Genomic DNA, 25,854 nt, shown 5'->3' with positions numbered 1-25,854 from the left:
TGCTTCGCAAAGAATGAACGTCGCGAACAAGGGAAGTCTACAGCAATTTCAGATCCCAATTCCAGAGGCCGGGCCTGTCCTTGATCTCCACATTTTTGGGTATCCGTTCACGCATGTGAACAAAAAGCTGATATCCGGCCTTGATCAATTCCTGCTTTTTTTCACGGATATCCAGGAACCAATTGGGAAAGGTCCAGAAAAGATCGCCATAACTGACTGTCCAGGCGGATTCTCTCTTGGGACTGGTAAAGGGTTCGCCCGATTTGAGATGCGTGGCCTTGATCCGTGAGATGCACAAGGGCCAGATGCCGTTTATAACCACACCCAGGGGCAAGGGTGATCGTCCAGGCAGGGCCAGAAAATCGGGTCCTGCAAGCTCGGGACTGACAATGACCCCGGCTGCTCCAAGATCCTTGAGGGCCTGTATGGCCAGAGGATTGGCGATATTGCAAAACGGTCCCGCCCAGATCCGACAGTTCATTGATGCCTCGAACAGCCCCATCTGCCAGGGGGCGTTGACAACGAGCGTCCGGGCCCCCCGGTTGACCAGCGAAGTCACTGCCTGTTCCCACACCTTTTCCCTGTCAGGCCATATAACAGGAGGGAGCCACCACCAGGTTCTGGCTACCAGGGCACGGGGGATCTTACGCTCCTGGCCGGGAACAACCCAGGTGCCCATGGGAGGCCCCTTGCGCTCCACAGTGGGCAACTGGCGGAACACGCGCAGTTCCGTGGTGTTACCCTGCCTCCCTTTTACCCGGACAGGCCTCCAGACCTTGGGAGGTTTGACCCTGAAATCCGAACTTTCGATCTCCTGGTGCGGGATTGACTGCAACTCCTTGCCCAGTTCGGAAATCAGCTTGGACAGCTCGGGTTCCCGACGATCAATGAGGAATACCGGACTGCCTTTGGGAGCGGGCCGACCTTCGCCACAAGGAATATCCAGCCTCCCCTTCTTGGGCACGGCCCGACGGATACGCAGGGTTCTGTGCCAGGGCTGATCCTCGTATCCGATACGCAAAAGATCCCCACTCAAAAGCCTTGCCCTGGGCGAAAACCACACCCTGCGCCCTCCGCCCTGCACAGTGCCCATAAACAAACCGGAACCCGTATCCTCGTTCTGAACAATGGGCACAACCTTGCGCTGGGACAAAAAAGCATAATGCGAAGTCTTGCGGGAAAGGGCCATGCCCAAAAGTTCCAGGGCCATCTTGCGGCTGGCCGGTTCATTCCCGTGATCCCTGAGAAGGCGATAGGCTTTTACCGTGTAAAACACATAATGCGGCCCCTTCTTGCGCCCCTCGATCTTCCAGGAACGCACCTGGGGGATGCTCGCCACGGGACGCACAAGCACGTCCAAACCCAGATCCCGACAGGAAAAAAACCGGTCCTTGCTTCCCGCCTGATCGTACATCCTCCGACAGGGCTGCACGCACCGTCCCCGAAGCCCGCTGCGCCCTCCCAGAAAACTGGACCAGTAACACCGACCTGAGACCGCATAACACAAGGCCCCGTGTACGAAAATTTCCAGATCAAGATCGGGCGGACAGGCAGCAGCCATCTGTTTGAGTTCATCGATGGTCAATTCCCTGGGCACGACCACCCGATCAATGTGCAGGTGCTCCCGCACCAGAGAAAGCCCGGCAGGAAAACTGCAATTGGCCAGGGTGGAAAGATGGAGTTCGCCCGTATATCCGGCCTGACGAGCCAATGCTGCCACGCCAGGGTCCTGGATGATCAGGGCGTCGGGGTGCACGAACCGCTGTAATCGGTCGATCATCCTGCCAGTGCGGTCGAGCTCGCTGTTCTTGAGCATGGTGTTCAGGGCAATGTGCACCCGAACCCCCTTGGTATGGGCCAATTCGGTCAACCCGGCCAGCTCGCCCAGGGCGAAATTGTCCGCCTCCATGCGTGCGGAAAAATTTTTCAGCCCGCAGTACACGGCATCGGCACCGGCTGCCACTGCAGCCAGAAAGCTCTCCCTGCCCCCGGCCGGAGCCAGGATTTCAATGGGTCGTTCTTGGTTGGTCATGGTATCTCGTCGCCGTCATGTCCGGCGGATTGAAGGTGCAACAAGGCAAACAAGAGATGTCTCTACGCGGGATCGCAACAAAGATGTTCCCCATGCGTAGGAACTTGTATCAGACGGTTTTGAACAGAAAACATTTCACGTGATGGCCTGGCCCGACTTCCATGTCCCCGGGAATGTTCCGGGAACAGATATCCATGGCCCGGGGGCACCTGGGATGGAACACGCATCCCGACGGCGGAGCAAGGGGACTTGGAATCTCGCCAGCAAGAGCGATTTTTGGCACACCTCTGCGGGGATCGGGTCGGGGCACGGCCGCAAGCAGCGCCCTGGTATAGGGGTGACAGGGATTTTCATACAGATCATTGCCATCGGCGATTTCCACGATACGGCCAAGATACATGACCGCAACACGATGGCTGACCTTCCTGACCACGGCCAGATCATGGGAAATGAAAATATAGGTCAGCCCGAGATTCTTTTGCAAGTCAACGAGCAGATTCAGAATCTGGGCCTGAATGGAAACGTCCAGAGCGGAAACCGGCTCATCGCACACGATCAGTTGGGGATCAAGGCTCAAGGCCCGGGCAAGGGAAATCCTCTGACGCTGGCCTCCGCTGAACTCGTGGGCATACCGGTTTCCGTGCTCGGGCAGGATGCCGGTCATCTCCATGAGAGCGGCAACACGCGCAGTCCGTTGCGCACGAGAACCCATGCGATGAATGTCGAGCCCCTCGCCAATGATCTTTTTAACCCGCATCCTGGGGTTGAGCGACGACGACGGGTCCTGAAAAATCATCTGGATCTTGCGCCGAACATGCGGTTCTTCATAGCTGCCCGAATCCCAAAGGGGTCTGCCCTGCAAGCACACATCCCCCCGGGTGGGCGGCACAAGCCCGACCACCATCTGCCCCAGGGTGGATTTCCCGCACCCGGATTCGCCCACCAAACCCAGGGTCTGGCCCTGATCCACGTGCAGGGAAACATGATCCACGGCCCGAAGCAACGTCGTGCGCGCAGGCAGCCTGCTTGTTCTGACCTCAAAATCCCGGGTCAAATTCTTCAATTCAAGAAACGGGACAGACACACCCTGCAACCTTTGTTATGAATTCAAGCAAACCGACCCACCCACTCGCACTCCACGAAGCAGGTTTGAATATCCCAAGCCCCTCATCGGTCATACAACCAACACCGGACCATGTGCCCCCTGAGGGGAAAAAGCCGTGGGGGACGCTCGGCAAGACAGCGATCAAAAACCCTGTTGCAACGGTTGGAAAAGGGACATCCTGCGGGCAAATCAAGAAGCCCCGGCACAACCCCGGGGATGGTCGCCAATTTCCGACCACTGGTGTCGTCGATCCTGGGAACGCAGGCCATGAGTCCCTTGGTATACGGATGAAGCGGATCGGCAAAAAGATCTCCCACCGTGCACATCTCCATCATGATTCCGGCGTACATGACGGCCACATGATCGCAATTTTCCGCAACCACACCCAGATCATGGGTGATCAGGATGACAGATGTCCCGTATTCGGATCGCAGGGACCGGATGAGTTTCAGAATCTGGGCCTGAATGGTCACATCCAGGGCGGTTGTTGGCTCGTCAGCCACAAGCAGAGATGGATTGCAGGCCAATGCCATGGCAATCATGACCCGCTGGCGCATCCCCCCGCTCATCTGATGGGGAAAATCCATGATCCGCCGTTCCGGAGAGGAGATGCCCACCTGCCCAAGCAGGGACACGGCCCTGTCCAGCCCCTGCTTCTTGCTCATGCCCAGATGATGGCGCACGGTCTCGGCTATCTGATCCCCAACCCGAAAAACAGGATTGAGGGAGGTCATGGGCTCCTGAAAAATCATGGCCAGGTCCCGCCCGCGAATATTCTGCATGGCCCGTTCCGACAGCTTCAAGAGGTCCCTGCCCTTGAAAAAGATCTCCCCCCCGACCACCTTGGCCGGAGGATAGGGCACAATACCCATGAGGGATAACGCGAGCATGGACTTGCCGCACCCTGATTCACCAACAATCCCGAGGGTCTTTCCCTCATCAAGATGCAGGGTGACCCGATCCACGGGTTTGGCGATTCCCCGTGAGGAAAAAATATGCGTACTCAAGGCATTGACGTGAAGAAGGGAACCCATGACGTTTGACCCGAATGCCGGAATGCAGGCTCAAGAATACAGGCAGAAAAAACAGGATGGATGAAGGAATAGAGGTTTTCGATGCGACTTGCAACAAGGCGATGTCGGCCCATTGCGTCCAGGTGGTGTCTTTGAGCATACATTGCATGACGACACCACCCAGAACACGTGGCCCACACACCTTCCCCAAATACTCCAGACAGGCGTGTGGGCCATTTTGGCTCCCGACAACCGGAAGTCCGTGCCGAACCGGCGGAACTAGATTTTGTTGGAGGACCCGAGCACGTGCCTGATCTTGTGAGCGACCATATTCTTGACCGCCTCTCGTGCCGGACCAAGGTATTTTCTGGGGTCGAAATTGGTGGGATTATCCGCAAGCGACTTACGGATGGCGGCGGTCATGGCCAAGCGAATATCCGTATCAATATTGATCTTGCACACGGCCTTGGATGCGGCCTTGCGCAACAGGGCTTCGGGAACCCCCTTGGCGCCTTCCACCTGGCCACCGTAGGCGTTGCATTCCGTGACAAATTCCTGGGGAACCGAGGACGCACCGTGAAGAACAATGGGATAGCCGGGCATGCGGGAGGCAATGGTATCCAGTCGTTCGAAATCAAGTTCGGGCTCGGCGTCCATCTTGAACTTGTACGCCCCGTGGCTGGTACCGATGGCAATGGCCAGGGAATCGCATCCGGTACGCTCCACAAACTCCACGGCCTCATCCGGATCGGTGTAGATGGATTTCTCCGAATACACGTGCTCTTCCATTCCGGCCAGACGACCCAGCTCAGCCTCGACCCAGACACCCTTGTCATGGGCGTATTCGACCACCTTTTTGGTCTCGGCGATATTTTCCTCAAAGGGCAGATGGGAACCATCGATCATGACCGAAGAAAATCCGGCATCAATGACTTCCTTGCAGATTTCATAATTGGCGCCATGGTCCAGATGGAGCACCACGGGCAGATCCTTGTCCGCAACAGCCGCCTCGACCAGCTTGCGGATGTACACGAGCCCGGCGTATTTTTTGGCACCTGCGGAAACCTGAAGAATGAGCGGAGACCTTTCCTCGTCACAGGCCGCCATGATGCCCTGGATGATTTCCATGTTGTTGACGTTGAAAGCGCCAACAGCAAACCCTTCCTTATAAGCACGATCAAACATGTTCTTGGGTGTTGTCAGGGGCATGTATTCCTCCTTGAAGATATCGAGTTGAACGGATCAAACCTTGTCTGCCCGCGGAGCATGCGGGCATTCGTTGCGTACAAACGATCAATGTGCAAAGGGCAGCCTCAAGGGACGCGCTCTTCGCACCAAAACATCATGATTTCGATTGATTGGAATGGAGACGCTTGCTGCTGAAGGTTTCGTCTTCATCAGCAAGCATGGTTTCAAGGGTTTCCAAAAACTCCCAGTTGGTAAGATCAAAGCTCAAGGGGGTCAATGTCACATACCCCCGGCTCAACAGATCACGGTCCGTTCCCGGTGCCACCTCCTCGGGCGGAATTTCCCCGGTCAGCCAGTAATAAGGCCGTCCCCTGGGATCATTACGGACGTCATACCCGTCCCGATACACGGCCACGGTTTGGGAACAGACCCGAAGACCCGGGGAGTCGGCCAGATCAATGGCCGGGAAATTCAGGTTCAAAACGCATTTGGGAGGAACGCGTTTCCACTGATTGCCGGCGAGGAATTTCCTCACAAATGCGGCATGGGCCGAAAGATCCCGGGGAGAAAAATCATCTATGGACACGGCCAGGGCTGGCAATCCGGCCAGGGCCCCTTCGGTTGCCGCGGAAACCGTGCCCGAATACAGGACATCCACGCCCACGTTGGCCCCGTTATTGATGCCCGAAAGGATCAGATCAGGAGGTGTGTCCAGCAGGGTGGTCAAAGCCAGTTTGACACAATCCACAGGAGTGCCAAAAACGCCCAGGCCTGTAAATTCCGGTTCCACAACCTCCTTGACCCGAAGAGGAGAAAAAAAGGTCACCGAATGCCCCACGGCGCTCTGTTCGGTCATGGGAGCCACCACGGAAACCCGGTGGCCGTCCCGGATCATGGCCGCATACAGGGCCCGCAAACCCGGGCTTCTGATGCCGTCGTCGTTGGTCAATAAAATATGCATAAAACGTCTCTGTGATGGAAAAAACAAACAGGACCGGGTGGCCCGGAACTTCCAACCTGTGCATCAGACATACAGCTTCGCGCATGCCCGCCCCTTATCCCGTGTCCCCATGCTGGACTTGCCCGGCGTGAAGCCGTATACGGACAAATCCGTGTTCCGGTGAAAAGGCACATACGCCGGGCACATACCCAAACCCCTGTGCCTTGGCAATATCGATGATGGAAAAGAAAACCTATATCAGCGATCTCCAGGACCAGACGTCATTTGACGATATTTTCGCTCTGGCGGCGGCTCGAATGAACCAGGCCAAGAACGGCCCCTACTGGCAACTAACCCTGCAGGACAAATCCGGCACCATGGAAGCCAAAATATGGTTCCCTGCCAGTCAGAATTACGAAGGCCTGACCGCCGAACAATTTGTACGCGTCCAGGGCAGGGTCAGCACCTTCAAGGATCAGCTCCAGGCGAACATCAAAACCCTGGAGGTTCTTGATCCTCTCGAAATCGACCGGTCAGCATTTGTGCCCTGCTCTACCACGCCTCCCCACGAGATTCTCGAGGAAATCGAAACCATCCTCCATACGGAAGTTGTCCATCCGGCGTGGAAAAAATTGTACAGGAAGATTCTCAAGGATCAGGCCATTCGCCAAGCCTTTCTGACCGCACCCGGCGGGAAAACCATCCACCATGCGTACCTTGGTGGACTTCTGGAGCATACCCTTGGTGTGCTCAAGGCATGCCGGGCCATGAGCGATCTCTACCCGTCTCTGGATCGGGACATTCTCCTGGTGGCGGCCGTCTTCCATGACCTGGGCAAGGCTTATGAAATCAGCCACGGCATTTCCCGGGAATACACATCACCGGGCAAACTTCTGGGTCACATCCACCTGGGTCTGGAAGTTCTTGCTCCGTTTTTGAACAAATCCGATCTTGACGAGGGATTGATCCTTCATTTCAAACACCTCATCCTGAGCCACCACGGCCAGTATGAGTACGGATCTCCCAAACTGCCCATGACCCACGAGGCCATGGTCCTGCATATGGCCGACAATCTGGATGCCAAGATGAACACCATGGACCATGCCCTGGAACAGACCGACACCAACAACTGGTCGGGATACCAACGCAGTCTGGAACGCGATCTTTATGTCCCGGTCAGAACCCCGCAACCGGAAAAAACGACTCGCAAGGGTCCCAAAACAAAGGAAGACCAATGTTCATTACCCTTGAAGGTATAGAAGGCTGCGGCAAGTCGACCCAAAGCAGGATGATCCGTGACTATCTCCAGGCCAAGGGCATGACAGTCACCTCCACCCTGGAACCCGGAGGATCGACCCTGGGAACGACCCTGCGCCAGATCCTCCTGGACCCCAAGAACAGTGACATTACCGGGTTGACGGAATTGTTTCTCTACCTGGCTGACAGGTCCCAACATGTGTCATCGGTGATCCGCCCCGCCCTTGAACGGGGTGAGGTGGTGCTATGCGACCGGTTTGCCGATTCCACGGTTGTCTACCAGGGATACGGACGCGGGCTTGATCCCAAACTGCTCCACCAGCTGAACGAAGTGGCCGTGGACGCCACCTGGCCCGATCTGACCCTGCTTCTGGATCTTGACCCGGAAATCGGCCTCAAACGCGCCCTGACCCGTAATATCCAGGAAAACAAGCATGCAACAGAAGGCCGATTCGAAGCCGAAAGTCTGGCTTTCCATTCCCGGGTTCGCGAAGGCTATCTCACATGGGCAGCCCTCAACCGGGAACGATTCGTGGTCATTGACGCCACCGGCTCTGTGGAAGCAACCTTTGACGCCATCAAGGAAGCCATTGACGCCATGCTCTGAGATACAACACGACAAAAGCCGGTTTGTACGTGTGACCATCCCAAAAACGGTCCAGTGTGGCTCACGAACAAACCAGCAACATACCCTGCATTTTCAAATGGCGTATGGTCATGCGCCAAGAGGTGTTTTTCGGATGACCTCTTTCCGGTCGGCCTCCTCGTATCCATCATGACCCATGAGACGCAATGCGACCAAGCATCCCCATACGGACCATCCACGACGTCAGCATCCTCACCTTCCCCAAAATCACCGATCCCAGGGGAAACCTGACCTTTGTGGAACAGGAACATCACATTCCCTTTGCCATCAGCCGAGCCTACTGGATCTACGATGTCCCGGGCGGCGGCAAACGCGGGGGACACGCTTACAAAAATCAGCAGGAGTGCATCATTGCCTTGTCCGGCAGTTTTGATGTCTATCTTCATGACGGCTCGACCCAGAAGACCGTCAGTCTGAACAGGGCCTATTACGGGCTCTACATCCCGAGCATGATCTGGCGCAGAATGCAGAACTTTTCCACCAATGCGGTCGCCCTTATCCTGGCCTCCCATCCTTATGACCAGAAGGATTACATTCGCGACTTTGAAAAATTCAAGACCCTCAACAGGACCGGATCATGAGCACGACCATTGATGATTGCAAACTGATCAAGCTGGACCGGTTCTATGACACCAGGGGATCGCTTACTCCCATCTACAATCAGGTCCACATCCCCTTTGACATCGCCAGGACCTATTACCTGTACGATGTGCCCGGGGGCATGAACCGGGGCGGACATGCCCACAAGCAGCTACAACAGCTCATCGTTTGCGTCATGGGAGCCTTTGACGTGATTCTGGATGACGGCACACGCAAGAAAACGGTCCGCCTGGAGCGGGCCTATTACGGGCTCTACGTCCCCCGGATGATCTGGCGGGAACTGATCCATTTTTCCTCGGGAGCCATCTGTCTGGTTCTGGCCTCCCTTCCCTATGATGAGCACGAATATGTGCGCAATTACGAGACCTTTCTGAAACGCAAACAGGCACAATCATGATTCCTTTCCTCGACCTTGCATCCGTCAACCAGGTCTATCGTGACGAACTTATAGCCGCCGCAACCCGCGTCATTGATTCGGGTTGGTACATCCAGGGCCGGGAAGTCCAGGCCTTTGAAAACGAATTTGCCGCCTTTTGCGGAGTTTCCCATGCCATTGGTGTTGGGAACGGCCTGGACGCCCTGACTCTCATTCTGCGGGCCTACATGGAAATGGGCGTCATGAACGAGGGAGACGGAATCATCGTTCCGGCCAACACCTATATTGCCACCATCCTGGCCATTACGGAAAACCGTCTGACTCCCATTCTGGTGGAACCGGACCCGGCAACCTGCAATCTGGATCCCCAATCGGCCAGGAACTTCCTTGAATCAGGCTGCATTCCTGGAACATCAGAGACATTTCCCATCGATCGGATCAAGGGAATCATGCCCGTGCATCTCTATGGCCGTCTAGCTCCCATGGAGGCCATCAACGCCATCGCTGCCACCTACCAGCTCAAGGTCATTGAAGATGCGGCCCAGGCCCACGGCGCCTGCCGCAACGGACAACGGGCCGGAAGTTTCGGCGATGCTGCAGGATTCAGCTTCTATCCGGGCAAAAACCTGGGTGCCCTGGGTGATGCAGGGGCCGTGACAACAAATGATCCAGCCCTGGCCGCCATGGTCCGGGCGCTGGGCAATTACGGCTCGCACAAAAAATACATCAACGAGGTTGCCGGAATCAATTCCCGGCTGGACGAAATGCAGGCAGCCCTGCTTCGGGTCAAACTCGCCCACCTGGACGAGGACACACAAAAACGACGCATGGCAGCCCGGGCCTATATGCAGGGCATTTCCCATCCCGGGATCAACCTGCCCATGGACACGGGAGATGATTCCCATGTATTCCATCTTTTTACCATCAGGACAAAGCACCGGGACGCGCTGAGAGCCCATCTGGAAAACAACCACATTCAGACCCTGATTCACTACCCCATTCCCCCGCACCTGCAAAAGGCGTATGCAGCATGGTCATCCCACTCCCTGCCCATTACCGAGTCCATACACCGGGAAATCCTGAGTCTGCCCATGGGACCGACCATCACCCAGAAAGAAATCCAACATGTCATCACCTGCATCAACGCCTTTGACCAGCCATGATGTTCCGACCCGGGAACAGCCCTTACGGCATCATGGTCAAAATATTATTTTCATGCACACTTTATCCCGCATCCTGCATACCTACCCATGTCCGAACCAATAACCGCACTCATCTGCACCTTCAACGGCGAACGACTTCTGGAAAAAACCCTTGCCAGTCTGGATTTCTGTGACCATATACTGGTGATCGACTCGGGGAGTACGGACAGGACCCGGGACATTGCCCGTGCAGCCGGTGCCGAGATTGTTTTTCATCCCTTTGAAGGCATGATCGCCCAGCTGCAATTCGGATTCACCAAGGTTACGACCCCGTGGGTGATCACTCTGGACCAGGACGAATACCTTTCCCCGGAGCTGCGGGCCAATGTGCAAAAGACACTTGATCATCCCGGAGCGTGCACCGGATTCTTTCTGTCCAGACGATCCTTTTATTACGACCGGTTCATCATGCATAGCGGATGGTACCCGGATCACCTGCTCAGACTGTTCAGGCCCGAGGCCGTGGAAATCCTGGGCACCCTGCCCCACGAGGAAATCCATCCCCGAGGGGAAACAGCAACGCTGTCCGGGGACATTATCCACTACCCTTACAGGAACCTTGCCGAACATCTGGCCAAAATCAATTCCTACACCCAAACGGCAGCAGATGAACTGGCCCGACGCGGAGTTTCAGGCTCCCTGGCCAAGGGAATGAGCCATGGGGTGGGCAAATTTCTCAAGCAGTATATTATCAAACGAGGCTTTCTTGATGGCAAGGCAGGATTCATCCTGGCAGTGCACGCCTTTTTTTATGCCTTCCATAAATATATCCGCATTGACGAACCCAAACCGCAACAGGAGTCGGATCATGAAACATGATGTCAAACTCTATGCCCTGTCCACATGCATCCATTGCAAGAATACCAGGCAATTCCTGGACGACAACGATACCGACTACGATTGCTGTTATGTGGACAAATTGGAAGGAGAGGAACGCGTCAAGGTTATCGAAGAGATCAAGAAGCTCAATCCGAACCTGTCCTTTCCCACCCTGTGCATCGGTGATAAGGTCATTGTGGGATACAAAAAGGATGAAATCAAGGAGGCCCTTGACGCATGAACGCGGAACAACTCTACGAACAGCTCAAGAAATTTCAGGAATCCAAGGGCTATTTTTTCAATAAGGACAAGGAAATGGTCATGGCCCTTCTTGACAGCCTGCTGGTGAACAAGGAGCGTTACGGCTACATGGCCTGTCCGTGCCGACTGGCCTCGGGCGATTATCACAAGGACAAGGACATCCTGTGCCCGTGTGAATACCGTTCAAAGGATGTGGAGGAATACGGGGCCTGCTTTTGCGGTTTGTACGTGTCCGAGGCCTGGAACAACGAAGCCATCCCCCACGAAACAGTACCCGAACGCAGGGACCCTGCACGGGTACTCGCAGGACTGGGCATCGAGGATTGATTGACACGTCCGTATCCGCTCTTTAAGGACGTGCTTCACCCATTCAAGGAGACAAACTCATGGAACTCAAGGAAAGAGTACAGCAGGCACTGGAACAGGTCCGCCCTGCCCTGCAGGCCGATGGCGGAGATGTGGAATTTGTGGAACTGACCCAGGACGGCGTGGTCAAGGTCCGCCTTCAGGGCGCCTGCAAGGGCTGCCCCATGTCCCAGATGACCCTCAAGCAGGGGATCGAAAAATTCCTGCTCAAGGAAATTCCCGAAATCAAGGCTGTCGAATCCGCATAACACATTGTCGGAACGAACAACTTCCTGCAATGCGTTACCCCCCTGGCGTCTATCCCCCGTGTCATGCCAGAAGCAGCACCGGTACCCACATGGCCGGTGCTTCATCCCATGTCGGTACACACCGTCTACTTGGCGGTCTTGAGCATCCATTTCCAAGACCCTTGATGGCCCAGGCACAAACCCGGATCACGCCCGGGACGGCACCAGGTATCACAACCCGCTTGCAAGCGGCATTTTTATTTGTATCGAACATCGTCCATCTACTTATGGATTCCGGAGACCCCAACCATGCAACCCCTAGTAACCCGTTTTCCCCCGAGCCCCACTGGCTTTTTGCATATCGGCGGTGCACGTACCGCCCTGTTTAACTGGCTGCTTGCCCGGCAACAGCAAGGCACCTTTGTCCTGCGCATCGAGGACACGGACCGTGCCCGATCCACCCAGGAAATGACCAATGCCATTCTCGAAGGCATGACCTGGCTGGGCATGGACTGGGACCAGGGGCCGTATTTTCAGAGCGAACGCACGGACATCTACAACAAATACGTGGACCAGCTTCTGGAAACCGGGCATGCCTATTATTGCCAGTGTACTCCCGAACAAGTGGAGGCCATGCGCACCAAGGCACGCAAAGAAGGCAGAAAGCCCAAATATGACGGAACCTGTCGGGAACGGGGCCTGGGACCCGGCCCGGGAAGAGTGGTCCGGTTCAAAACCCCTCTCACCGGCAAAACCATCTACGAGGATCTCATCAAGGGGTCCGTGGCCGTGGACAACCAGGAACTGGACGATTTCATCATTCGCAGAGCCGACGGAAGCCCCATCTACCACATGTCCGTGGTGGTGGACGACGCCCTTATGAAGGTGACCCACATCATCCGGGGGGATGATCACGAAAGCAACACCCCCAAACAGGTTCTCCTGTACAAGGCCCTGGGATTCGATGTTCCCCAATTCGGTCACGTGCCCATGATCCTTGGCCCGGACAAGAAAAAGCTCTCCAAGCGTCATGGCGCCACCTCGGTCATGGTCTACAGGGACATGGGGTATCTGCCCGAAGCCATGATCAATTACCTGGCCAGACTGGGCTGGTCCCACGGCGATCAGGAAATTTTCTCACGGGAAGAGCTTATTGAACATTTTTCCACGGATCACCTGGGCAAGTCCGCATCCGTGTTCGACATGGACAAACTTAATTGGCTCAACGCCCATTACATCAAGGAAGCGGATATTGACCGGCTGGCCCATATCCTTGCCTGGCATTTTGAACGTATGGGATACGCCGATCTGGACAAGGACTTTTTGAAAACCATCATCCCCTTGTATCAGCCACGGGCCAAAACCATGCAGGAAATGGCCGACCAGGCACTGTTCTTCATCCTGGATGCCCAGGCCATTGAATACGATCCCAAAGCGGTCAGAAAATTCCTCAAGCCCGAACACCGGGAGCACCTGCGCAACCTGCATGCCCGGTTTGCCAACCTGCCCACCTTTGACCAGAAATCCCTGGAAAATGTGGCCGCGGCGTACCTCGAGGATCAAAACATCAAGTTCAAGGCCATTGCTCAACCCATTCGAGTGGCCCTGACAGGTAAAACCGTAAGCCCCGGTCTTTTCGAAACCATGGAAGCCCTGGGCAAGGAACAGACCCTGGCCCGTATGAAACGGGCAATGGAATTACCGGAAGAATAGGAAACAGTGTCCAGACCGCCGGGAATACGTTGTCTCAACATTGAAACCGGCACGTCCCCATTCCATCCGAGTTATCACTTTGCCCGATTTTTCTGCCGTCATCCCGGCGCATGTCGGGATGACGGCAGCACCCCCTGGACGTGGCTTTGCCCTCAACCACAACCCCCTTTTTTGTGCCCATATACGACTATCAAAACACCCACCGCTATTTCGCCCAAATCGCCGACGGTCTTGAACCCCTGGGTGCCCAGGAACTTGCCGAACTGGGCGCTACGGATATTGCCACCACCTTTCGGGGACTCTTTTTCCATGCAGATACCCCGGCTCTCTACCGGATCATCTACCAGTCCAGACTCATCACCAGAGTCAATGCACCGTTGATCTCCTTTGCCTGTCACGCAACCAAATATCTGTACAAACGGGCCAGGGCCATCAACTGGTCGGATTTCATGAAGGTCCATCAGACCTTTGCCGTGTTCAGCCATGTCTCGGGTTCGGCCATCAACAACTCCCATTACGCATCCCTGTGTCTCAAGGACGCCATTGTGGATTTTTTCCGGGACAAAACCGGCACCAGGCCCAATGTGGACGCCAAAACCCCGGATGTCTGGTTTCATCTGCATATCCGGGAAAACCACGCCACCATCAGTCTGGAACTTTCAGGAGGCTCCCTGCACCGGCGCGGCTATCGCCAGGAATCCGTTGACGCCCCCATGCAGGAAACCGTTGCAGCGGCGGTGGTACGCTTGTCCCAGTGGACCGGAACCACCCCCTTGTGCGATCCCATGTGCGGATCGGGTACCCTGCTTTGCGAAGCCGTCATGCACGCCCGACACATGCCTGCAGGATATCTGCGCAACCATTTCGGATTCGAGCACATGCCCGAATTTTCCCCGACCATCTGGAAGAGGGTCAAAAGCGAGGCCGACTCAAAGATCATTGATCTCCCTTCCGGCCTTGTCAGGGGTAACGACCGGGATCCACGGGCCATCCATGCCACCCGAACCAACCTGAACGTTCTGGGGGCAGCCACACAGGTCGTGCTCACCACCCGGGATGTCCGATCCATCCCGGATCTCTCGGGCACGACAATCATTACCAACCCCCCTTACGGCATCCGTCTGGGCAAAGAAGAGGAACTCAAAAAATTCTACAAGGACCTGGGCGATTTCCTCAAAAAGCGCTGCCTGGATTCCACCGCCTACATCTATTGCGGGAACCGCGAACTCATCAAATCCATTGGTTTGCGTACCAGCTTCAAAAAGGCCATCAAGAGTGGTGGCCTGGACGGCAGGCTGATCAAGATCGCAATCTATGCCACATCCCCAAAAGCCTCCAAACCGCCTACCAGATAAGCTTTCAAGGCAACCGGACCTCATGGTTGTAAAAAGGGGACGGTTGAAGTATCCTTGTTGGTATCTGTACCCCTGTCACAAGCCATAAGACATACCGTGCTTCACCTGGACGGGCCTGGTAGGGGCTACGTCCGACAACGCCTTGTCAATCAATGACCAACATCTCGCGCCATCTCCCGAGATGGTATCGAACCAGCATGCACAGACTCAAAAAAACGATATAGCACAGCACGCACGACCAGGCGAACCAGAGCCCCAGGCCCAACCACAGGATGCCGATGCTCAGGGGAACGAGCATGCAGCCCAAAGCGGCGACAGCCGTCGCCTTCATGATGAAGGCCGTATCTCCTGCTCCCTTGAGGGCACCGGCAAAAACAAAGGTCATGACGTCGAATCCGAGATAGACAAGCACAATGTACAACAGACTCTTGCCCGTCTCCATCACATACGCATATTCCCCGGCCGTAAAGCCCACCGGTTTGAACAATCCCAGCAATGCCTCGGGAAATATCAGGTAGATGATGCCCACGCACACGGTATAGGCGGCAGCGATCTGCATACTGGCCATAGTCACCCGTTCGGCCCAGGGGGGATTGCCACCTCCCAGGGCCTGACCGACCAGAATGCTTGTCCCCAGGGAAAACCCGACCAGAGGCATGAAAGCGATTCCGTTGATGTTCAGGACGATGTTCGTGGCAGCCAGCTCCTGCACCCCGATATGCCCGACAATGGCGGTGAAAACAGTAAACGCAAAAATATCCAGAAAAAACTGAAATCCATTGGGGAATCCGAAACGCACCAGACGCTTGAACAGGGTCGCATCCGGTCGGACCGATGCAAACAGGGAAAAATCGCGGCCGTGACCGGGCGAAAAAACAAGACATCCCAGTACGGTTGCCACCACAACCCAGGACATACCCGTGGCCACAGCTGCTCCCTGCATACCCCATTGGGGAAATAGCCACACGCCGTTGATCAGGCAGTAATCAAGGGGAATATTCAGGCACATCCCAAACAGGGTGACCAGCATGACGGGCCGTGTCCGACCAAGGCCCATGAAAAAACCGGAAAAAACCGCGCCCAGAACCTGGAATCCGGCGAACAGGCAGAGGATGGAAAAATAAACGACTTCAAGTTTCTTCACCTCCGGGCTGTGGTTCATGAGATCAAAGACATGGTCTCCCACGAAACTGCACGCCACAAAAACAACCGTGGCCGCCAGAGCAAAATACACGCCCTGCCAGAGCACCCGGCCCACCTTGTCCAGCCGACCCGCCCCGGTATACTGCGCCACGAACACGGAAACATACCCGCCCGTGCCAATGAACACGGACATGACCAGCAGGGCCATGAGTCCCGAAGGCACGGCAGCCGCCAGGGCGTCAAGGCTGTAACGTCCAAGGAAAACCCGATCCGTGAACTCCATGACCGTGGTCGCCCCCATACTCAAAACAAGGGGAAAACTGACACGAATGACCTCGCCGTGGGGGCCGGTTCTCTTTTGCTGGGTATGCATGATGTACATGCCCCTTTTTTGCTTCAATGCTGAATGCTCCTGCCAGGCGGATGTACCCTTGTGCCCAACGGCAAACACGGGCAGGATACAACCGGAAGGCACAAAAAAAAGGCGGCCCTTGCAGGTCGCCCTTTTGTGCGCTCAAGAAAAAAATGCTATTTGGCAACCGGCTTGGTTACCGAACCGGACCGAATGCACCGGGTACACACGGACATCTTTTTCACTTCGCCGGAAGGAAGCTGTACCCGGACCTTCTGCAGATTGGGCATGAAACGGCGTTTGCTCTTGTTGTGTGCGTGACTGACGTTGTTTCCTACCTGGGGCTTTTTCCCACAGATTGCGCATTCTTTAGACATTATATCCTCCTGGAATAAAACTGAAATTTTCAATCAAATACAAAATGGCGAAAAACCTTGGGATGGAGCAGGCACCCCGAGCAGGCTTCAAGGAAGAGGATCTCTTATCCGGACCTCCCAAAAATAGCAAGTGCAAAATCCTTGACATTGAAAATGAACTCACTATAGAAACTTCTCCTTCGAGGCAAGCATGCAAACACAGTGGATAGCTCTTCATGACATCCCGGCGAACGGCCGGGAATTTTCTTTTCATGATCAAGACATTTGGAACCGTCTTTTTGATGATTATGCCCTGCCATGCCGGGCCGAGCAACCCGTGCGGGTCGATTTCACCATCATCCCGGCCAACGACGGCATTTTTGTCCAGGGTACCGTGAGTGGCACGGTTATCCTTGGATGCAGCCGATGTCTGGAAGATGCCCGCATCGTTTGCAACGAGCCGTTCGACTTCTTCGAACCTCTGGTGGCCGATGACAACGCATCCAGGAACAGTCTGGTCCGGGAACAGGCCGGGATTCTTGAATTTGATATCATCGGGCTGGCTTGGGAGCAGTTTATCATGGCCCTGCCGGACAAGCCGTTGTGTTCCCCGACGTGCAAGGGGATATGTCCTGATTGCGGCCAGAACCTGAACGCCGGAACATGCACGTGCAGGAAAGAAGTCGGCGATCCGCGGCTCAGCGTTCTCAGGAACCTCAAAATTTCCAAAAACTGATTTCTTCCCTTTACAATATTACTTATTACGAGGTGGAACAACCATGCCATTACCCAAGAAAAAAACCTCCAAGTCCAAAAGAAACATGCGCCGTTCCCACGATCATGTGGATGTTCCCAATTTCATCTATTGCGAATGTGGCGAAGCAACCATGCCTCACACCATCTGCCCCGGTTGTGGCAAGTACCGCGGCCGGAACTATGTAACCAAGGACACGGATGCCTAACCATCCGTCCGGAGTGTGCATAGCGGTCGATGCCATGGGCGGCGACTTCGGACCTGAAGTCGTGGTCAAGGGTGCGATCGAAGCGTCTCAGGCAACAGGGATCTCCCTTCTCCTGGTTGGCCGAGAAGAGGAGATCCACAAAGAACTCGCCAAGTACAAGACCGACAAACTCCCCATTCAGGTTGTCAATGCATCCCAGGTTGTCGGGATGACAGACAAACCCTCCGACGTCCTGCGCAGGAAAAAAGATTCCTCCATTCATGTGGCCTGTCGGCTGGTCAAGGAGGGACAAGCCCACGGTGTTGTCAGTGCGGGTAATTCCGGTGCCATTCTGGCATGCGGCATGTTTGTGCTGGGGCGGATCAAGGGTGTGGAGCGTCCGGCCCTGGCAACCATTCTGCCCACGGAAAAAAATCCCTTGGTTTTTCTGGACGTCGGCGGCAATATGGATTGCAAGCCTTATCACTTGGTGCAATTCGGAGTCATGGCCGAAGTTCTGGCCAAGGATCTGTTGGGAATCCCCAACCCCAAGGTCGGACTTCTGAGCATAGGAGAGGAAGAAGGCAAGGGCAATATCCTAGCCAAGGAAGCCTACAAGCTGTTCAAGCTCTCCTCCATGAATTTCGTGGGCAATGCAGAAGGCCGAGATCTGTTCACAGGCAATTTTGATGTTATCGTCTGTGACGGTTTTGTGGGCAACGCGGTTCTCAAGGTCAGCGAAGGGGTCGCCAAATCCATTTCCAGCATTCTCAAGGCAGAAATCAGGAAAAGTCTTCTGTTTCGGTTCGGATGCCTTCTGGCTCTACCGGTATTCAGACGACTGGCCAAACGACTTGACTATGCCGAATACGGAGGAGCTCATCTTTTGGGACTCAATGGCACTGCCATTGTCTGCCACGGTGCTTCCAATGTCCGCGCCATCCGCATCGCCATTGAAAAGGCCGCAGAATTTGTGGCCAGCCAGGCCAACGAACATCTGGTCAAGGGGCTCAAGGCAAACAAGGAACTCGCCCAGTTCGGCAAACGGGCCAAGGCCTGACAATCGTCCGTGATTTTCGCACCCCAACCTTCCCAATCAGGTACTCTCCATGCCCGGATACACCTCCATTATGGGACTTGGCTACCATGTCCCCGAACGGATCCTCACCAATGAGGATCTTGAGAAGACCATCAATACCAGTGACGAATGGATAACTTCCCGCACCGGTATCAAAACGCGTCACATTGCCCCTCCCCAAACAGGAGCATCAGTACTGGCGCTGGAGGCTGCCACCAAGGCACTGGCCGACGCAGGACTGACTCCTGCCGATCTCACGCACATCATTGTTCCCACGTTCACGCCTGACTACTACGTGCCAAGCACGGCATGCATTCTCCAGCACAAACTGGGCATCCCGGGCATTCCTGCCATGGATGTCTTTGCCGCGTGCTCGGGTTTTCTCTACGGTCTGGAACAGGCACGCGCCCTTGTGGCCCTGTATCCCCAGGCCCGCGTGCTGGTTGCGGCCAGTGAGATTATCTCTTCGCGTACGGACTTCACGGATCGCTCCACCTGCGTGCTCTTTGGTGATGGAGCCGGTGCGGCCATTGTAGGCAAGACCACCTCCGAACAGGATGGCGGGCGTATTCTGGATGTTCTACTCAGTGCCGACGGATCCCTAGGCGATCTGCTCACGGTAAAAGGCGGTGGTTCAGCTTGCCCGGCCGTTCGCGACCAACGCATCGGCCCCGACTTTTTCATTCAAATGGAAGGTAGGGATGTTTTCAAGCACGCGGTAAGGTCCATGGCCTGCGTCTGCAACGACATTCTGGCCAAAAACCAGATGACCTCCGGGGATGTGGACCTGATCATTCCCCACCAGGCCAATATTCGCATCATCCAGGCCCTGGGCAGAAAACTGGACATCTCCATGGATCGTATTTTCGTCAACGTGGACCGCTATGGCAACACCTCGGCTGCTTCCATTCCCATTGCCCTGGCCGAGGCCAAGTTGCAGGGACGGATCGCACCCGGGGATACCGTCCTGCTGACCTCCTTTGGTGGAGGATTCACGTGGGCATCGGCTTTGATCAGATTCTAGAATCCTACATTTCGAGGTGAACGCCATGACTGAGAAACTCACCAGCACCGCCCTTGTCACCGGAGGATCGCGTGGTATCGGCAAGGCCATTGCCCTGCGTCTGGCCCGGGATGGCTATCAGGTCTACCTGACCTATGTGAGCAAACCAGAACAGGCTCAGGCTGTTTGCGAAACCATCCGGGAAAACGGCGGCACAGCTCGTTGCTTCAGGATCGATGTGAGCGACTGGAGCCGGGTCAAGGAGTTCTTCAAAAGCGAGATCAAGAACAAGGTCCGCCTGGATGTGCTCGTGAATAATGCCGGGATCACCAAGGACGGCCTGATCATGCGCATGAAGCCCGATCAGTGGCAACAAGTACTTGACGTGAACCTTGGAGGATGCTTTGTGTGCCTGCAACAGGCTGCGCTGATCATGATGAAGCAGCGTTACGGCAGGATTATCAACATCACCTCGGTTGTTGGTCAGAGAGGCAATGCAGGACAGGCCAACTACGCCGCTTCCAAAGCGGGTATCATCGGCCTGACCAAGACGGCTGCCCAGGAATTGGCCGGGCGTTCCATAACGGTCAATGGAGTTGCCCCCGGGTTCATCCAGACCGACATGACTTCGGTACTGTCCGAAGACATTCAGCAGAAATTTCTGTCCAACATTCCAACCGGAACCCTGGGCACCCCTGAAGATATCGCCGAAGCCGTTGCCTTTCTCGCTTCTCCCCGGGCGGGATACATCACGGGTCAGATTCTGGGTGTCAACGGTGGAATGTACTGATTGATTCGATCCACTGTCAGGCAAGGTGACGTGTCCGTTCCTTGCCATCCCCCAAACCATCAAGCATTGTATTGTACGTGGAGGCAAATATGTCCGTAGAAACCAAAGTGAAGGAAATAGTCATCGAACAGCTCGGTGTCAGCAGTGACGAAATCAAGACAACCTCGTCCTTTGTCGAGGACCTCGGCGCCGATTCCCTGGATCTGACCGAACTGATCATGGCCATGGAAGAGGAATTCGACATTGAGATCGAAGACGAAGACGCCCAGAACATTGCCACGGTTCAGGACGCTGTCAAATATATTGAAGCCCATATGTAGCTGATCGCCCAAGGGTGTTCGTGCCGTTTCCAGGAGCGAACACCCTTTTTGCAACCTGATGCCGGGGCAACGGCCGACGCCGTTGTTGTCGTATCCTTTTCATGCGCTGTTCGCGGACGACCGGGTTCCCGTGTCAGGGAACATTCATGCCGACCTTCTCTCCTCTTCTTTCCGCCCTTTCCGACAGCACCCGCCCCCAGCAGCACCGGGCTCGCGTTTTCAAGGTAGCCCCCGTAATGAATCACAATCAACCACTGTTCATGAGGATAGCATGATTGGAAAAAGGGTTGTTGTTACAGGACTTGCAGCCATCACCCCCATAGGTAACGATCTTGCGACAAGCTGGTCGAACCTGCTTCGGGGAGTCTCCGGGATTGGACCCATCACCCATTTCGACTGTTCGGAATTCCAGACAAAAATCGCGGGTGAACTCAAGGACTTCCATCCCGAAGAGATCATTCCCCCCAAGCAGCTCAAACGGATGGACCGGTTTGCCAGGATCGCGGTTGTTGCAGCCCATCAGCTTCTCGAGGATGGAAACTTCACCATCAGCCCGGAAGAAGCTGCCCGGTGCGGGGTCATTCTCGGATGCGGTCTGGGAGGGCTCAAGACCATCGAAGACTTTCACACGCGGCTTGTGAAACGTGGTCCCAACAAGGTTTCCCCCTTTTACATCCCCGAACTCATCGCCAATATGTCTGCGGGCCAGGTATCCATCATGTCCGGAGCCAAGGGGCCCAACCTGACCACCACCTCGGCCTGTGCCTCGGCCCTCCACGGCATTGGTTACGCCTATTCAGACATCAGACTCGGTCGGGCAGATGTCATGATCACCGGCGGGGTGGAATCAACCATCACCCCCATGGGAGTCTCCGGATTCAATGCCATGAAGGCCCTGTCCACCCGCAACAACGAGCCGGAAAAGGCCAGTCGCCCTTTTGACAGGGATCGTGACGGTTTTGTCATTGGAGAAGGCTGTGGCCTGCTCCTTCTGGAATCCCTTGATCACGCCCTGGCCCGAGGGGCCAGGATTTACGCTGAAGTAGGCGGATATGGCGCCTCTTCGGACGCCTATCACATGACCGCTCCCGACCAGACCGGGGCAGGCATGGCCATGGCCATGCAGGCAGCCATGGTCGATGGGGAAATCGCCCCGAAGGACATCGACCATGTCAATGCTCACGGCACATCAACCATGCTCAACGATCTGAGCGAATCCAGAGCGTTGAAAATGGTCTTTGGCGACCACGTAACCAACATTTCCGTCACGGCCAACAAATCCATGATCGGCCATCTCCTGGGCGCGGCCGGAGGCGCGGAAAGCGTATTCACGGCCATGAGCATTGCCAACTCGCTGGTGCCCGGGACCATCAACCTGGACAACCCCGACGACGAATGCGATCTGAACCATGTCATTGGAAGCCCCCGCGAACAGCAAATCAACCATGCCCTGTGCAATTCCTTTGGATTCGGCGGCACCAACGCCTCCATCCTGTTCAAACGCTACAACCGATAACACGCAGTCTGACCAGTGACCCGGCATAAACGCGTTCCACGCAAAAGGCCCGTTGTCAGGCAGTGCCTGGTTCGGGCCTTTTGCTTTGACACCCGGGCAAGAGAACCGTATCGTTCACGGAATTTTCATCAACCGACCCTTGCCCCAAGACGGCCAGCCAATGAACCTGGCATCCACCCCCTTATTTATCGCAGGAGAACCTCATGGGCACTCTCGAACATACTGATCCGGAAATCTTTCAAACCATTGTCAAGGAAAAGAATCGCCAAGAAAGCAAGCTGGAACTCATTGCTTCGGAAAATTTCACGTCTCAAAGCGTCAGGGAAGCCATGGGCTCCATCATGACTCACAAATATGCCGAAGGCTATCCCGGCAAGAGATACTACGGCGGTTGCGAATTCGTGGATATGGCCGAGAACCTGGCCAGAGAACGGGCCAAGCAGCTTTTCGGGGCCGAATATGTCAATGTTCAGCCCCATTCGGGATCACAAGCCAACATGGGCGTCTACTTCGGGGCCATCCAGCCCGGCGACACCATCATGGGCATGGATCTCTCCCATGGCGGCCACCTGACCCACGGCAGCCCGGTCAACTTTTCCGGCAAGCTTTTCAAGACCTGTTTTTACGGCGTGGAAAAGGAAACCGGCCTGATCGACTACGATCAGGTTCAGGCTGTTGCCGAAAAATGCCGTCCCCAAATCATTGTGGCCGGCGCCAGCGCCTATCCCAGGACCATCGACTTCAAGCGGTTCCGGGAAATTGCCGATTCCGTGAATGCCAAACTCATGGTGGACATGGCCCACATAGCCGGTCTCATTGCCGCAGGTCTGCATCCATCGCCCATCAAGCATGCCCATTTCACCACAACAACCACGCACAAAACCCTGCGCGGTCCCCGTGGCGGCATGATTCTCAGCTCCGAGGAGTTTGGAAAGATACTCAATTCCCAGATTTTTCCGGGGATCCAGGGGGGACCGCTCATGCACATCATCGCGGCCAAGGCGGTTGCTTTTGGCGAAGCCCTCAAACCCGCGTTCAAAACCTATCAGCAGCAGGTCATCGACAATGCCCAGGCCCTGGCCAAACATCTCCAGGATGCCGGTTTCAACCTGGTTTCACAAGGCACGGACAACCACCTCATGCTCATCGACCTGACCAACAAGAATGTTACCGGCAAGGATGCGGAAATCGCTTTGGACAAGGCCGGGATCACGGCCAACAAGAACACGATTCCCTTTGAAACCCGGTCCCCCTTTGTGACATCGGGCATTCGCCTGGGGACTCCAGCCGTTACCACCCGCGGCATGAAGCCAGAGCACATGGAAAAAATCGCTGCGTGGATCACGGCTACCATTGCAAATATTGACAATAAGACCAGGCTCACGGAAATCAGCAAGGAAGTAAAAACCTTTGCCCGCGACTTCCCGCTGTTCGCCTGGTAAGCAAGGAACAAACGCGGGGAGCCATCCCCGCGTCTACCTTGGGCCACGTGCACAACACGCCTGGGCCTTTTGACTGCACGGCCATGTTCGGCACGACCTTGAAGTCAACCGAACATGGCAGCCGGCAGGGACCACATGCAGCACGCGCTTGTCCTGCATGCTTAACGTACATGTTTTCATCCCCAACGTGACATCGTAACCATGCCAACCAACCCCGATCTTCTTCCTGTCAGGGATGACCGGATCCCCTGGCCCCAGTACTTCATGCAGATCGCCTATCTCGTGGCCCAGCGGTCCACCTGCCTGCGACGCAGAGTCGGCGCCATTGCCGTCCGGGACAAACGCATCCTGGCAACCGGATACAATGGTGCGCCCATCGGCCTCAAGCATTGCAAGGAGGTTGGATGTCTCAGGGAGCAGATGAACATCCCGTCGGGCGAACGCCACGAACTCTGCCGCGCACTGCACGCCGAACAAAACATCATTGTTCAGGCGGCCACCCACGGTGTAAGTATTGAGGGCGCCGAGCTCTACTGTACGACGCAGCCCTGTCTGATCTGCACGAAAATGCTGATCAATTGCCGATTCTCGGCCATCTATTTTGCAGAAGGCTATCCCGACCAGCTTGCTCGAGACATGTTTGACGAAGCAGGCATCACTTATAGGTCCCTTCCGGTGCAAACCCCATGATCCTCGATCAGACATTCAAGGAACAGTGCATGCGCAAGGCCATTGAACTGGCCCTGCGAGGCAGAGGAGCAACAGCGCCCAACCCCTGCGTGGGTGCGGTCATTGTCCGGGATGGTCTGATCGTGGCCTCGGGCTGGCATACCAGATGCGGCAAGCCCCATGCCGAGATCGAGGCCCTTGCCGATGCCCGGGCCAAGAACGTCGATCTGGCCAACTGCACCCTGTTCGTCACCCTGGAACCCTGCAACCATACCGGAAAAACCCCTCCCTGCACCCGGGCCATCATCCAGGCGAACATCCCCCATGTCGTGGTGGGAGCCATGGACCCCAATCCCCACGTTGCTGGTGGGGGAGCTGATTTTCTCAGACACCGCGGCGTCAGGGTGGAAACAGGCATTCTTGAACGGGAATGCCTGGATCTCATTGCCGATTTCACTGTATGGCAAACCAAAAGACGCCCCTATTCCATTCTTAAACTGGCCACGACCCTGGACGGCAAAATAGCCACCAGAACTGGCCATTCCGCATGGGTCAGCGGAGAAGAATCCCGAGCCCGTGTTCATGCCCTCAGGGCCATTGCCGGCGCCATCATTGTGGGCGGGGAAACCTTCAGAAAGGACAATCCTTCCCTGACGTGCAGGCAACAGGGATTTGACGGTCCCCAACCCCTGGCGGTGATCGTCACCGGTCATTTGCCCCCAACCCCGGAAGTTTTCACCCTGCTTACCAGCCGTCCTCAAGAGGTCATGTTCTGGACAACGGCTCAGGAAGCCGGTTCAGACCGGGGAAAACGCCTCCAGGACCTTGGCTGCTCCATCCTTGCCCTGCCTGCTTGCCAATCAGGCCTTGATCTCCAGCAAGGATTCGTCCATCTATACCGCCAATGCGCATGTCACTATGTGCTGTGCGAAGGCGGAGGCTTTTTGGCCATGTCCCTGATACGCCAACACCTGGCCGATGAAATCAACATCTACCAGGCCATGAAAATACTGGGGGACAACCAGGGCAAGGCCTGCTTTTCCGGCCGCTCCATCACTTCCATGGAAAAGGCCGTGTCCCTGCGCCTGGGCCAGGCAACCCGCTGTGGCGACGATCTTTTTTTGAGATTATGGCCCAGCTGACC

The 25,854-nt window shown here is 55.6% G+C and carries 28 protein-coding genes; 21 read left to right on the top strand and 7 right to left on the bottom strand.

The annotated features are described in order from the left end of the window. Positions 1 to 37 precede the first annotated feature (37 nt). The 5 genes from DPF_RS03135 to surE all read right to left on the bottom strand — a co-directional run bounded on the left by DPF_RS03135 (position 38) and on the right by surE (position 6,299). Complete coding sequence (locus DPF_RS03135; protein ID WP_069857414.1) at positions 38 to 2,032, bottom strand: U32 family peptidase; 1,995 nt, start codon at positions 2,030 to 2,032, stop codon at positions 38 to 40. 109 nt (positions 2,033 to 2,141) lie between these two features. Next, on the bottom strand, positions 2,142 to 3,116 hold the full coding sequence (locus DPF_RS03130) for an ABC transporter ATP-binding protein (protein WP_069857413.1): 975 nt from the start codon (positions 3,114 to 3,116) through the stop codon (positions 2,142 to 2,144). Between the two features lie 83 nt (positions 3,117 to 3,199). Continuing rightward, a complete protein-coding gene (locus tag DPF_RS03125; protein ID WP_069857412.1) occupies positions 3,200 to 4,171 on the bottom strand; it encodes an ABC transporter ATP-binding protein in 972 nt (323 codons plus the stop codon). A 258-nt stretch (positions 4,172 to 4,429) separates the two neighbouring features. Then, positions 4,430 to 5,359, bottom strand: a complete 930-nt coding sequence (gene fba, locus DPF_RS03120) for a class II fructose-1,6-bisphosphate aldolase (protein ID WP_069857411.1) — start codon at positions 5,357 to 5,359, stop codon at positions 4,430 to 4,432. A 133-nt stretch (positions 5,360 to 5,492) separates the two neighbouring features. Further along, a complete protein-coding gene (gene surE / locus DPF_RS03115; RefSeq protein ID WP_069857410.1) occupies positions 5,493 to 6,299 on the bottom strand; it encodes a 5'/3'-nucleotidase SurE in 807 nt (268 codons plus the stop codon). A 215-nt stretch (positions 6,300 to 6,514) separates the two neighbouring features. Here surE and DPF_RS03110 point away from each other — a divergent pair, with 215 nt between their 5' ends. The 11 genes from DPF_RS03110 to DPF_RS03060 all read left to right on the top strand — a co-directional run bounded on the left by DPF_RS03110 (position 6,515) and on the right by DPF_RS03060 (position 15,100). Next, the gene (locus tag DPF_RS03110) at positions 6,515 to 7,537 is read left to right on the top strand and encodes a 3'-5' exoribonuclease YhaM family protein (protein WP_069857409.1); all 1,023 of its coding nucleotides are present in this window, start codon (positions 6,515 to 6,517) and stop codon (positions 7,535 to 7,537) included. Then, positions 7,513 to 8,142, top strand: coding sequence for a dTMP kinase (tmk, locus tag DPF_RS03105; RefSeq protein ID WP_069857408.1), 630 nt, complete (start codon positions 7,513 to 7,515; stop codon positions 8,140 to 8,142). Before DPF_RS03110 ends, tmk begins: the two co-directional genes overlap by 25 nt. A 185-nt stretch (positions 8,143 to 8,327) precedes the next feature. Beyond that, positions 8,328 to 8,762: a sugar 3,4-ketoisomerase gene (locus DPF_RS03100; RefSeq protein ID WP_069857407.1), complete on the top strand. Its 435-nt coding sequence runs from the start codon at positions 8,328 to 8,330 to the stop codon at positions 8,760 to 8,762. Continuing rightward, positions 8,759 to 9,178 (top strand): sugar 3,4-ketoisomerase, encoded by a 420-nt coding sequence (locus tag DPF_RS03095; protein ID WP_069857406.1) that lies wholly within the window; start codon positions 8,759 to 8,761, stop codon positions 9,176 to 9,178. The genes DPF_RS03100 and DPF_RS03095 overlap by 4 nt, the downstream gene beginning before the upstream one ends. After that, positions 9,175 to 10,320 carry a DegT/DnrJ/EryC1/StrS family aminotransferase gene (locus DPF_RS03090; RefSeq protein ID WP_069857405.1) on the top strand — a complete coding sequence of 382 codons (1,146 nt, stop codon included), beginning with the start codon at positions 9,175 to 9,177 and terminating at the stop codon, positions 10,318 to 10,320. Before DPF_RS03095 ends, DPF_RS03090 begins: the two co-directional genes overlap by 4 nt. An 87-nt stretch (positions 10,321 to 10,407) precedes the next feature. Next, complete coding sequence (locus DPF_RS03085) at positions 10,408 to 11,178, top strand: glycosyltransferase family 2 protein (protein WP_069857404.1); 771 nt, start codon at positions 10,408 to 10,410, stop codon at positions 11,176 to 11,178. Further along, complete coding sequence (locus DPF_RS03080; RefSeq protein WP_069857403.1) at positions 11,168 to 11,419, top strand: glutaredoxin family protein; 252 nt, start codon at positions 11,168 to 11,170, stop codon at positions 11,417 to 11,419. Before DPF_RS03085 ends, DPF_RS03080 begins: the two co-directional genes overlap by 11 nt. After that, entirely contained in the window at positions 11,416 to 11,766 is a 351-nt protein-coding gene (locus tag DPF_RS03075) for a ferredoxin-thioredoxin reductase catalytic domain-containing protein (RefSeq protein ID WP_069857402.1), read from the top strand. The genes DPF_RS03080 and DPF_RS03075 overlap by 4 nt, the downstream gene beginning before the upstream one ends. Before the next feature lie 59 nt (positions 11,767 to 11,825). Then, complete coding sequence (locus tag DPF_RS03070) at positions 11,826 to 12,053, top strand: NifU family protein (RefSeq protein ID WP_069857401.1); 228 nt, start codon at positions 11,826 to 11,828, stop codon at positions 12,051 to 12,053. 288 nt (positions 12,054 to 12,341) lie between these two features. Beyond that, the gene (gene gltX / locus DPF_RS03065; RefSeq protein ID WP_069857400.1) at positions 12,342 to 13,745 is read left to right on the top strand and encodes a glutamate--tRNA ligase; all 1,404 of its coding nucleotides are present in this window, start codon (positions 12,342 to 12,344) and stop codon (positions 13,743 to 13,745) included. Between the two features lie 146 nt (positions 13,746 to 13,891). Next, positions 13,892 to 15,100 carry a THUMP domain-containing class I SAM-dependent RNA methyltransferase gene (locus DPF_RS03060; protein WP_231702116.1) on the top strand — a complete coding sequence of 403 codons (1,209 nt, stop codon included), beginning with the start codon at positions 13,892 to 13,894 and terminating at the stop codon, positions 15,098 to 15,100. A 145-nt stretch (positions 15,101 to 15,245) separates the two neighbouring features. Here the strand turns inward: DPF_RS03060 and DPF_RS03055 are convergent, their stop codons facing one another. Both DPF_RS03055 and rpmB read right to left on the bottom strand, forming a co-directional pair. Next, entirely contained in the window at positions 15,246 to 16,625 is a 1,380-nt protein-coding gene (locus DPF_RS03055; RefSeq protein ID WP_083254447.1) for an MATE family efflux transporter, read from the bottom strand. Between the two features lie 146 nt (positions 16,626 to 16,771). Further along, the gene (gene rpmB / locus DPF_RS03050; RefSeq protein WP_069857399.1) at positions 16,772 to 16,972 is read right to left on the bottom strand and encodes a 50S ribosomal protein L28; all 201 of its coding nucleotides are present in this window, start codon (positions 16,970 to 16,972) and stop codon (positions 16,772 to 16,774) included. 190 nt (positions 16,973 to 17,162) lie between these two features. On the opposite strand from rpmB, the gene DPF_RS03045 reads away from it, so the two are divergent. The 10 genes from DPF_RS03045 (at position 17,163) to ribD (ending at position 25,852) form a co-directional block, all read left to right on the top strand. Beyond that, positions 17,163 to 17,687, top strand: coding sequence for a YceD family protein (locus DPF_RS03045; protein ID WP_069857398.1), 525 nt, complete (start codon positions 17,163 to 17,165; stop codon positions 17,685 to 17,687). A 43-nt stretch (positions 17,688 to 17,730) separates the two neighbouring features. Beyond that, on the top strand, positions 17,731 to 17,913 hold the full coding sequence (gene rpmF, locus DPF_RS03040) for a 50S ribosomal protein L32 (protein WP_069857397.1): 183 nt from the start codon (positions 17,731 to 17,733) through the stop codon (positions 17,911 to 17,913). Continuing rightward, complete coding sequence (plsX, locus tag DPF_RS03035; RefSeq protein WP_069857396.1) at positions 17,906 to 18,952, top strand: phosphate acyltransferase PlsX; 1,047 nt, start codon at positions 17,906 to 17,908, stop codon at positions 18,950 to 18,952. The genes rpmF and plsX overlap by 8 nt, the downstream gene beginning before the upstream one ends. Positions 18,953 to 19,001: 49 nt before the next feature. Continuing rightward, positions 19,002 to 19,994: a beta-ketoacyl-ACP synthase III gene (locus DPF_RS03030; RefSeq protein WP_069857395.1), complete on the top strand. Its 993-nt coding sequence runs from the start codon at positions 19,002 to 19,004 to the stop codon at positions 19,992 to 19,994. A 25-nt stretch (positions 19,995 to 20,019) separates the two neighbouring features. Then, the gene (gene fabG / locus DPF_RS03025; protein WP_069857394.1) at positions 20,020 to 20,763 is read left to right on the top strand and encodes a 3-oxoacyl-[acyl-carrier-protein] reductase; all 744 of its coding nucleotides are present in this window, start codon (positions 20,020 to 20,022) and stop codon (positions 20,761 to 20,763) included. A gap of 89 nt (positions 20,764 to 20,852) precedes the next feature. After that, complete coding sequence (acpP, locus tag DPF_RS03020; protein ID WP_069857393.1) at positions 20,853 to 21,083, top strand: acyl carrier protein; 231 nt, start codon at positions 20,853 to 20,855, stop codon at positions 21,081 to 21,083. A gap of 271 nt (positions 21,084 to 21,354) precedes the next feature. Further along, the gene (gene fabF / locus DPF_RS03015) at positions 21,355 to 22,599 is read left to right on the top strand and encodes a beta-ketoacyl-ACP synthase II (protein ID WP_069857392.1); all 1,245 of its coding nucleotides are present in this window, start codon (positions 21,355 to 21,357) and stop codon (positions 22,597 to 22,599) included. 203 nt (positions 22,600 to 22,802) lie between these two features. Next, the gene (gene glyA / locus DPF_RS03010) at positions 22,803 to 24,041 is read left to right on the top strand and encodes a serine hydroxymethyltransferase (protein WP_069857391.1); all 1,239 of its coding nucleotides are present in this window, start codon (positions 22,803 to 22,805) and stop codon (positions 24,039 to 24,041) included. A gap of 201 nt (positions 24,042 to 24,242) precedes the next feature. Continuing rightward, positions 24,243 to 24,731 (top strand): deoxycytidylate deaminase, encoded by a 489-nt coding sequence (locus DPF_RS03005; RefSeq protein ID WP_069857390.1) that lies wholly within the window; start codon positions 24,243 to 24,245, stop codon positions 24,729 to 24,731. Then, the gene (gene ribD, locus DPF_RS03000; RefSeq protein ID WP_069857389.1) at positions 24,728 to 25,852 is read left to right on the top strand and encodes a bifunctional diaminohydroxyphosphoribosylaminopyrimidine deaminase/5-amino-6-(5-phosphoribosylamino)uracil reductase RibD; all 1,125 of its coding nucleotides are present in this window, start codon (positions 24,728 to 24,730) and stop codon (positions 25,850 to 25,852) included. The genes DPF_RS03005 and ribD overlap by 4 nt, the downstream gene beginning before the upstream one ends. Positions 25,853 to 25,854: the final 2 nt, after the last annotated feature.

Source organism: Desulfoplanes formicivorans, from assembly GCF_001748225.1.
GTDB classification, from domain to species: Bacteria; Desulfobacterota; Desulfovibrionia; order Desulfovibrionales; family Desulfomicrobiaceae; genus Desulfoplanes; species Desulfoplanes formicivorans.
This window is presented reverse-complemented; position numbering and strand designations above follow the sequence as displayed.

Coding starts and splice junctions, on each gene's coding strand:
- DPF_RS03135 (WP_069857414.1), bottom strand. CDS start 2,032: ATGACCAACCAAGAACGACCCATTGAAATCCTGGCTCCGGCCGGGGGC.
- DPF_RS03125 (WP_069857412.1), bottom strand. CDS start 4,171: ATGGGTTCCCTTCTTCACGTCAATGCCTTGAGTACGCATATTTTTTCC.
- fba (WP_069857411.1), bottom strand. CDS start 5,359: ATGCCCCTGACAACACCCAAGAACATGTTTGATCGTGCTTATAAGGAA.
- surE (WP_069857410.1), bottom strand. CDS start 6,299: ATGCATATTTTATTGACCAACGACGACGGCATCAGAAGCCCGGGTTTG.
- DPF_RS03110 (WP_069857409.1), top strand. CDS start 6,515: ATGATGGAAAAGAAAACCTATATCAGCGATCTCCAGGACCAGACGTCA.
- tmk (WP_069857408.1), top strand. CDS start 7,513: ATGTTCATTACCCTTGAAGGTATAGAAGGCTGCGGCAAGTCGACCCAA.
- DPF_RS03100 (WP_069857407.1), top strand. CDS start 8,328: ATGCGACCAAGCATCCCCATACGGACCATCCACGACGTCAGCATCCTC.
- DPF_RS03095 (WP_069857406.1), top strand. CDS start 8,759: ATGAGCACGACCATTGATGATTGCAAACTGATCAAGCTGGACCGGTTC.
- DPF_RS03090 (WP_069857405.1), top strand. CDS start 9,175: ATGATTCCTTTCCTCGACCTTGCATCCGTCAACCAGGTCTATCGTGAC.
- DPF_RS03085 (WP_069857404.1), top strand. CDS start 10,408: ATGTCCGAACCAATAACCGCACTCATCTGCACCTTCAACGGCGAACGA.
- DPF_RS03080 (WP_069857403.1), top strand. CDS start 11,168: ATGAAACATGATGTCAAACTCTATGCCCTGTCCACATGCATCCATTGC.
- DPF_RS03075 (WP_069857402.1), top strand. CDS start 11,416: ATGAACGCGGAACAACTCTACGAACAGCTCAAGAAATTTCAGGAATCC.
- DPF_RS03070 (WP_069857401.1), top strand. CDS start 11,826: ATGGAACTCAAGGAAAGAGTACAGCAGGCACTGGAACAGGTCCGCCCT.
- gltX (WP_069857400.1), top strand. CDS start 12,342: ATGCAACCCCTAGTAACCCGTTTTCCCCCGAGCCCCACTGGCTTTTTG.
- DPF_RS03055 (WP_083254447.1), bottom strand. CDS start 16,625: ATGTACATCATGCATACCCAGCAAAAGAGAACCGGCCCCCACGGCGAG.
- rpmB (WP_069857399.1), bottom strand. CDS start 16,972: ATGTCTAAAGAATGCGCAATCTGTGGGAAAAAGCCCCAGGTAGGAAAC.
- DPF_RS03045 (WP_069857398.1), top strand. CDS start 17,163: ATGCAAACACAGTGGATAGCTCTTCATGACATCCCGGCGAACGGCCGG.
- rpmF (WP_069857397.1), top strand. CDS start 17,731: ATGCCATTACCCAAGAAAAAAACCTCCAAGTCCAAAAGAAACATGCGC.
- plsX (WP_069857396.1), top strand. CDS start 17,906: ATGCCTAACCATCCGTCCGGAGTGTGCATAGCGGTCGATGCCATGGGC.
- DPF_RS03030 (WP_069857395.1), top strand. CDS start 19,002: ATGCCCGGATACACCTCCATTATGGGACTTGGCTACCATGTCCCCGAA.
- fabG (WP_069857394.1), top strand. CDS start 20,020: ATGACTGAGAAACTCACCAGCACCGCCCTTGTCACCGGAGGATCGCGT.
- acpP (WP_069857393.1), top strand. CDS start 20,853: ATGTCCGTAGAAACCAAAGTGAAGGAAATAGTCATCGAACAGCTCGGT.
- fabF (WP_069857392.1), top strand. CDS start 21,355: ATGATTGGAAAAAGGGTTGTTGTTACAGGACTTGCAGCCATCACCCCC.
- glyA (WP_069857391.1), top strand. CDS start 22,803: ATGGGCACTCTCGAACATACTGATCCGGAAATCTTTCAAACCATTGTC.
- DPF_RS03005 (WP_069857390.1), top strand. CDS start 24,243: ATGCCAACCAACCCCGATCTTCTTCCTGTCAGGGATGACCGGATCCCC.
- ribD (WP_069857389.1), top strand. CDS start 24,728: ATGATCCTCGATCAGACATTCAAGGAACAGTGCATGCGCAAGGCCATT.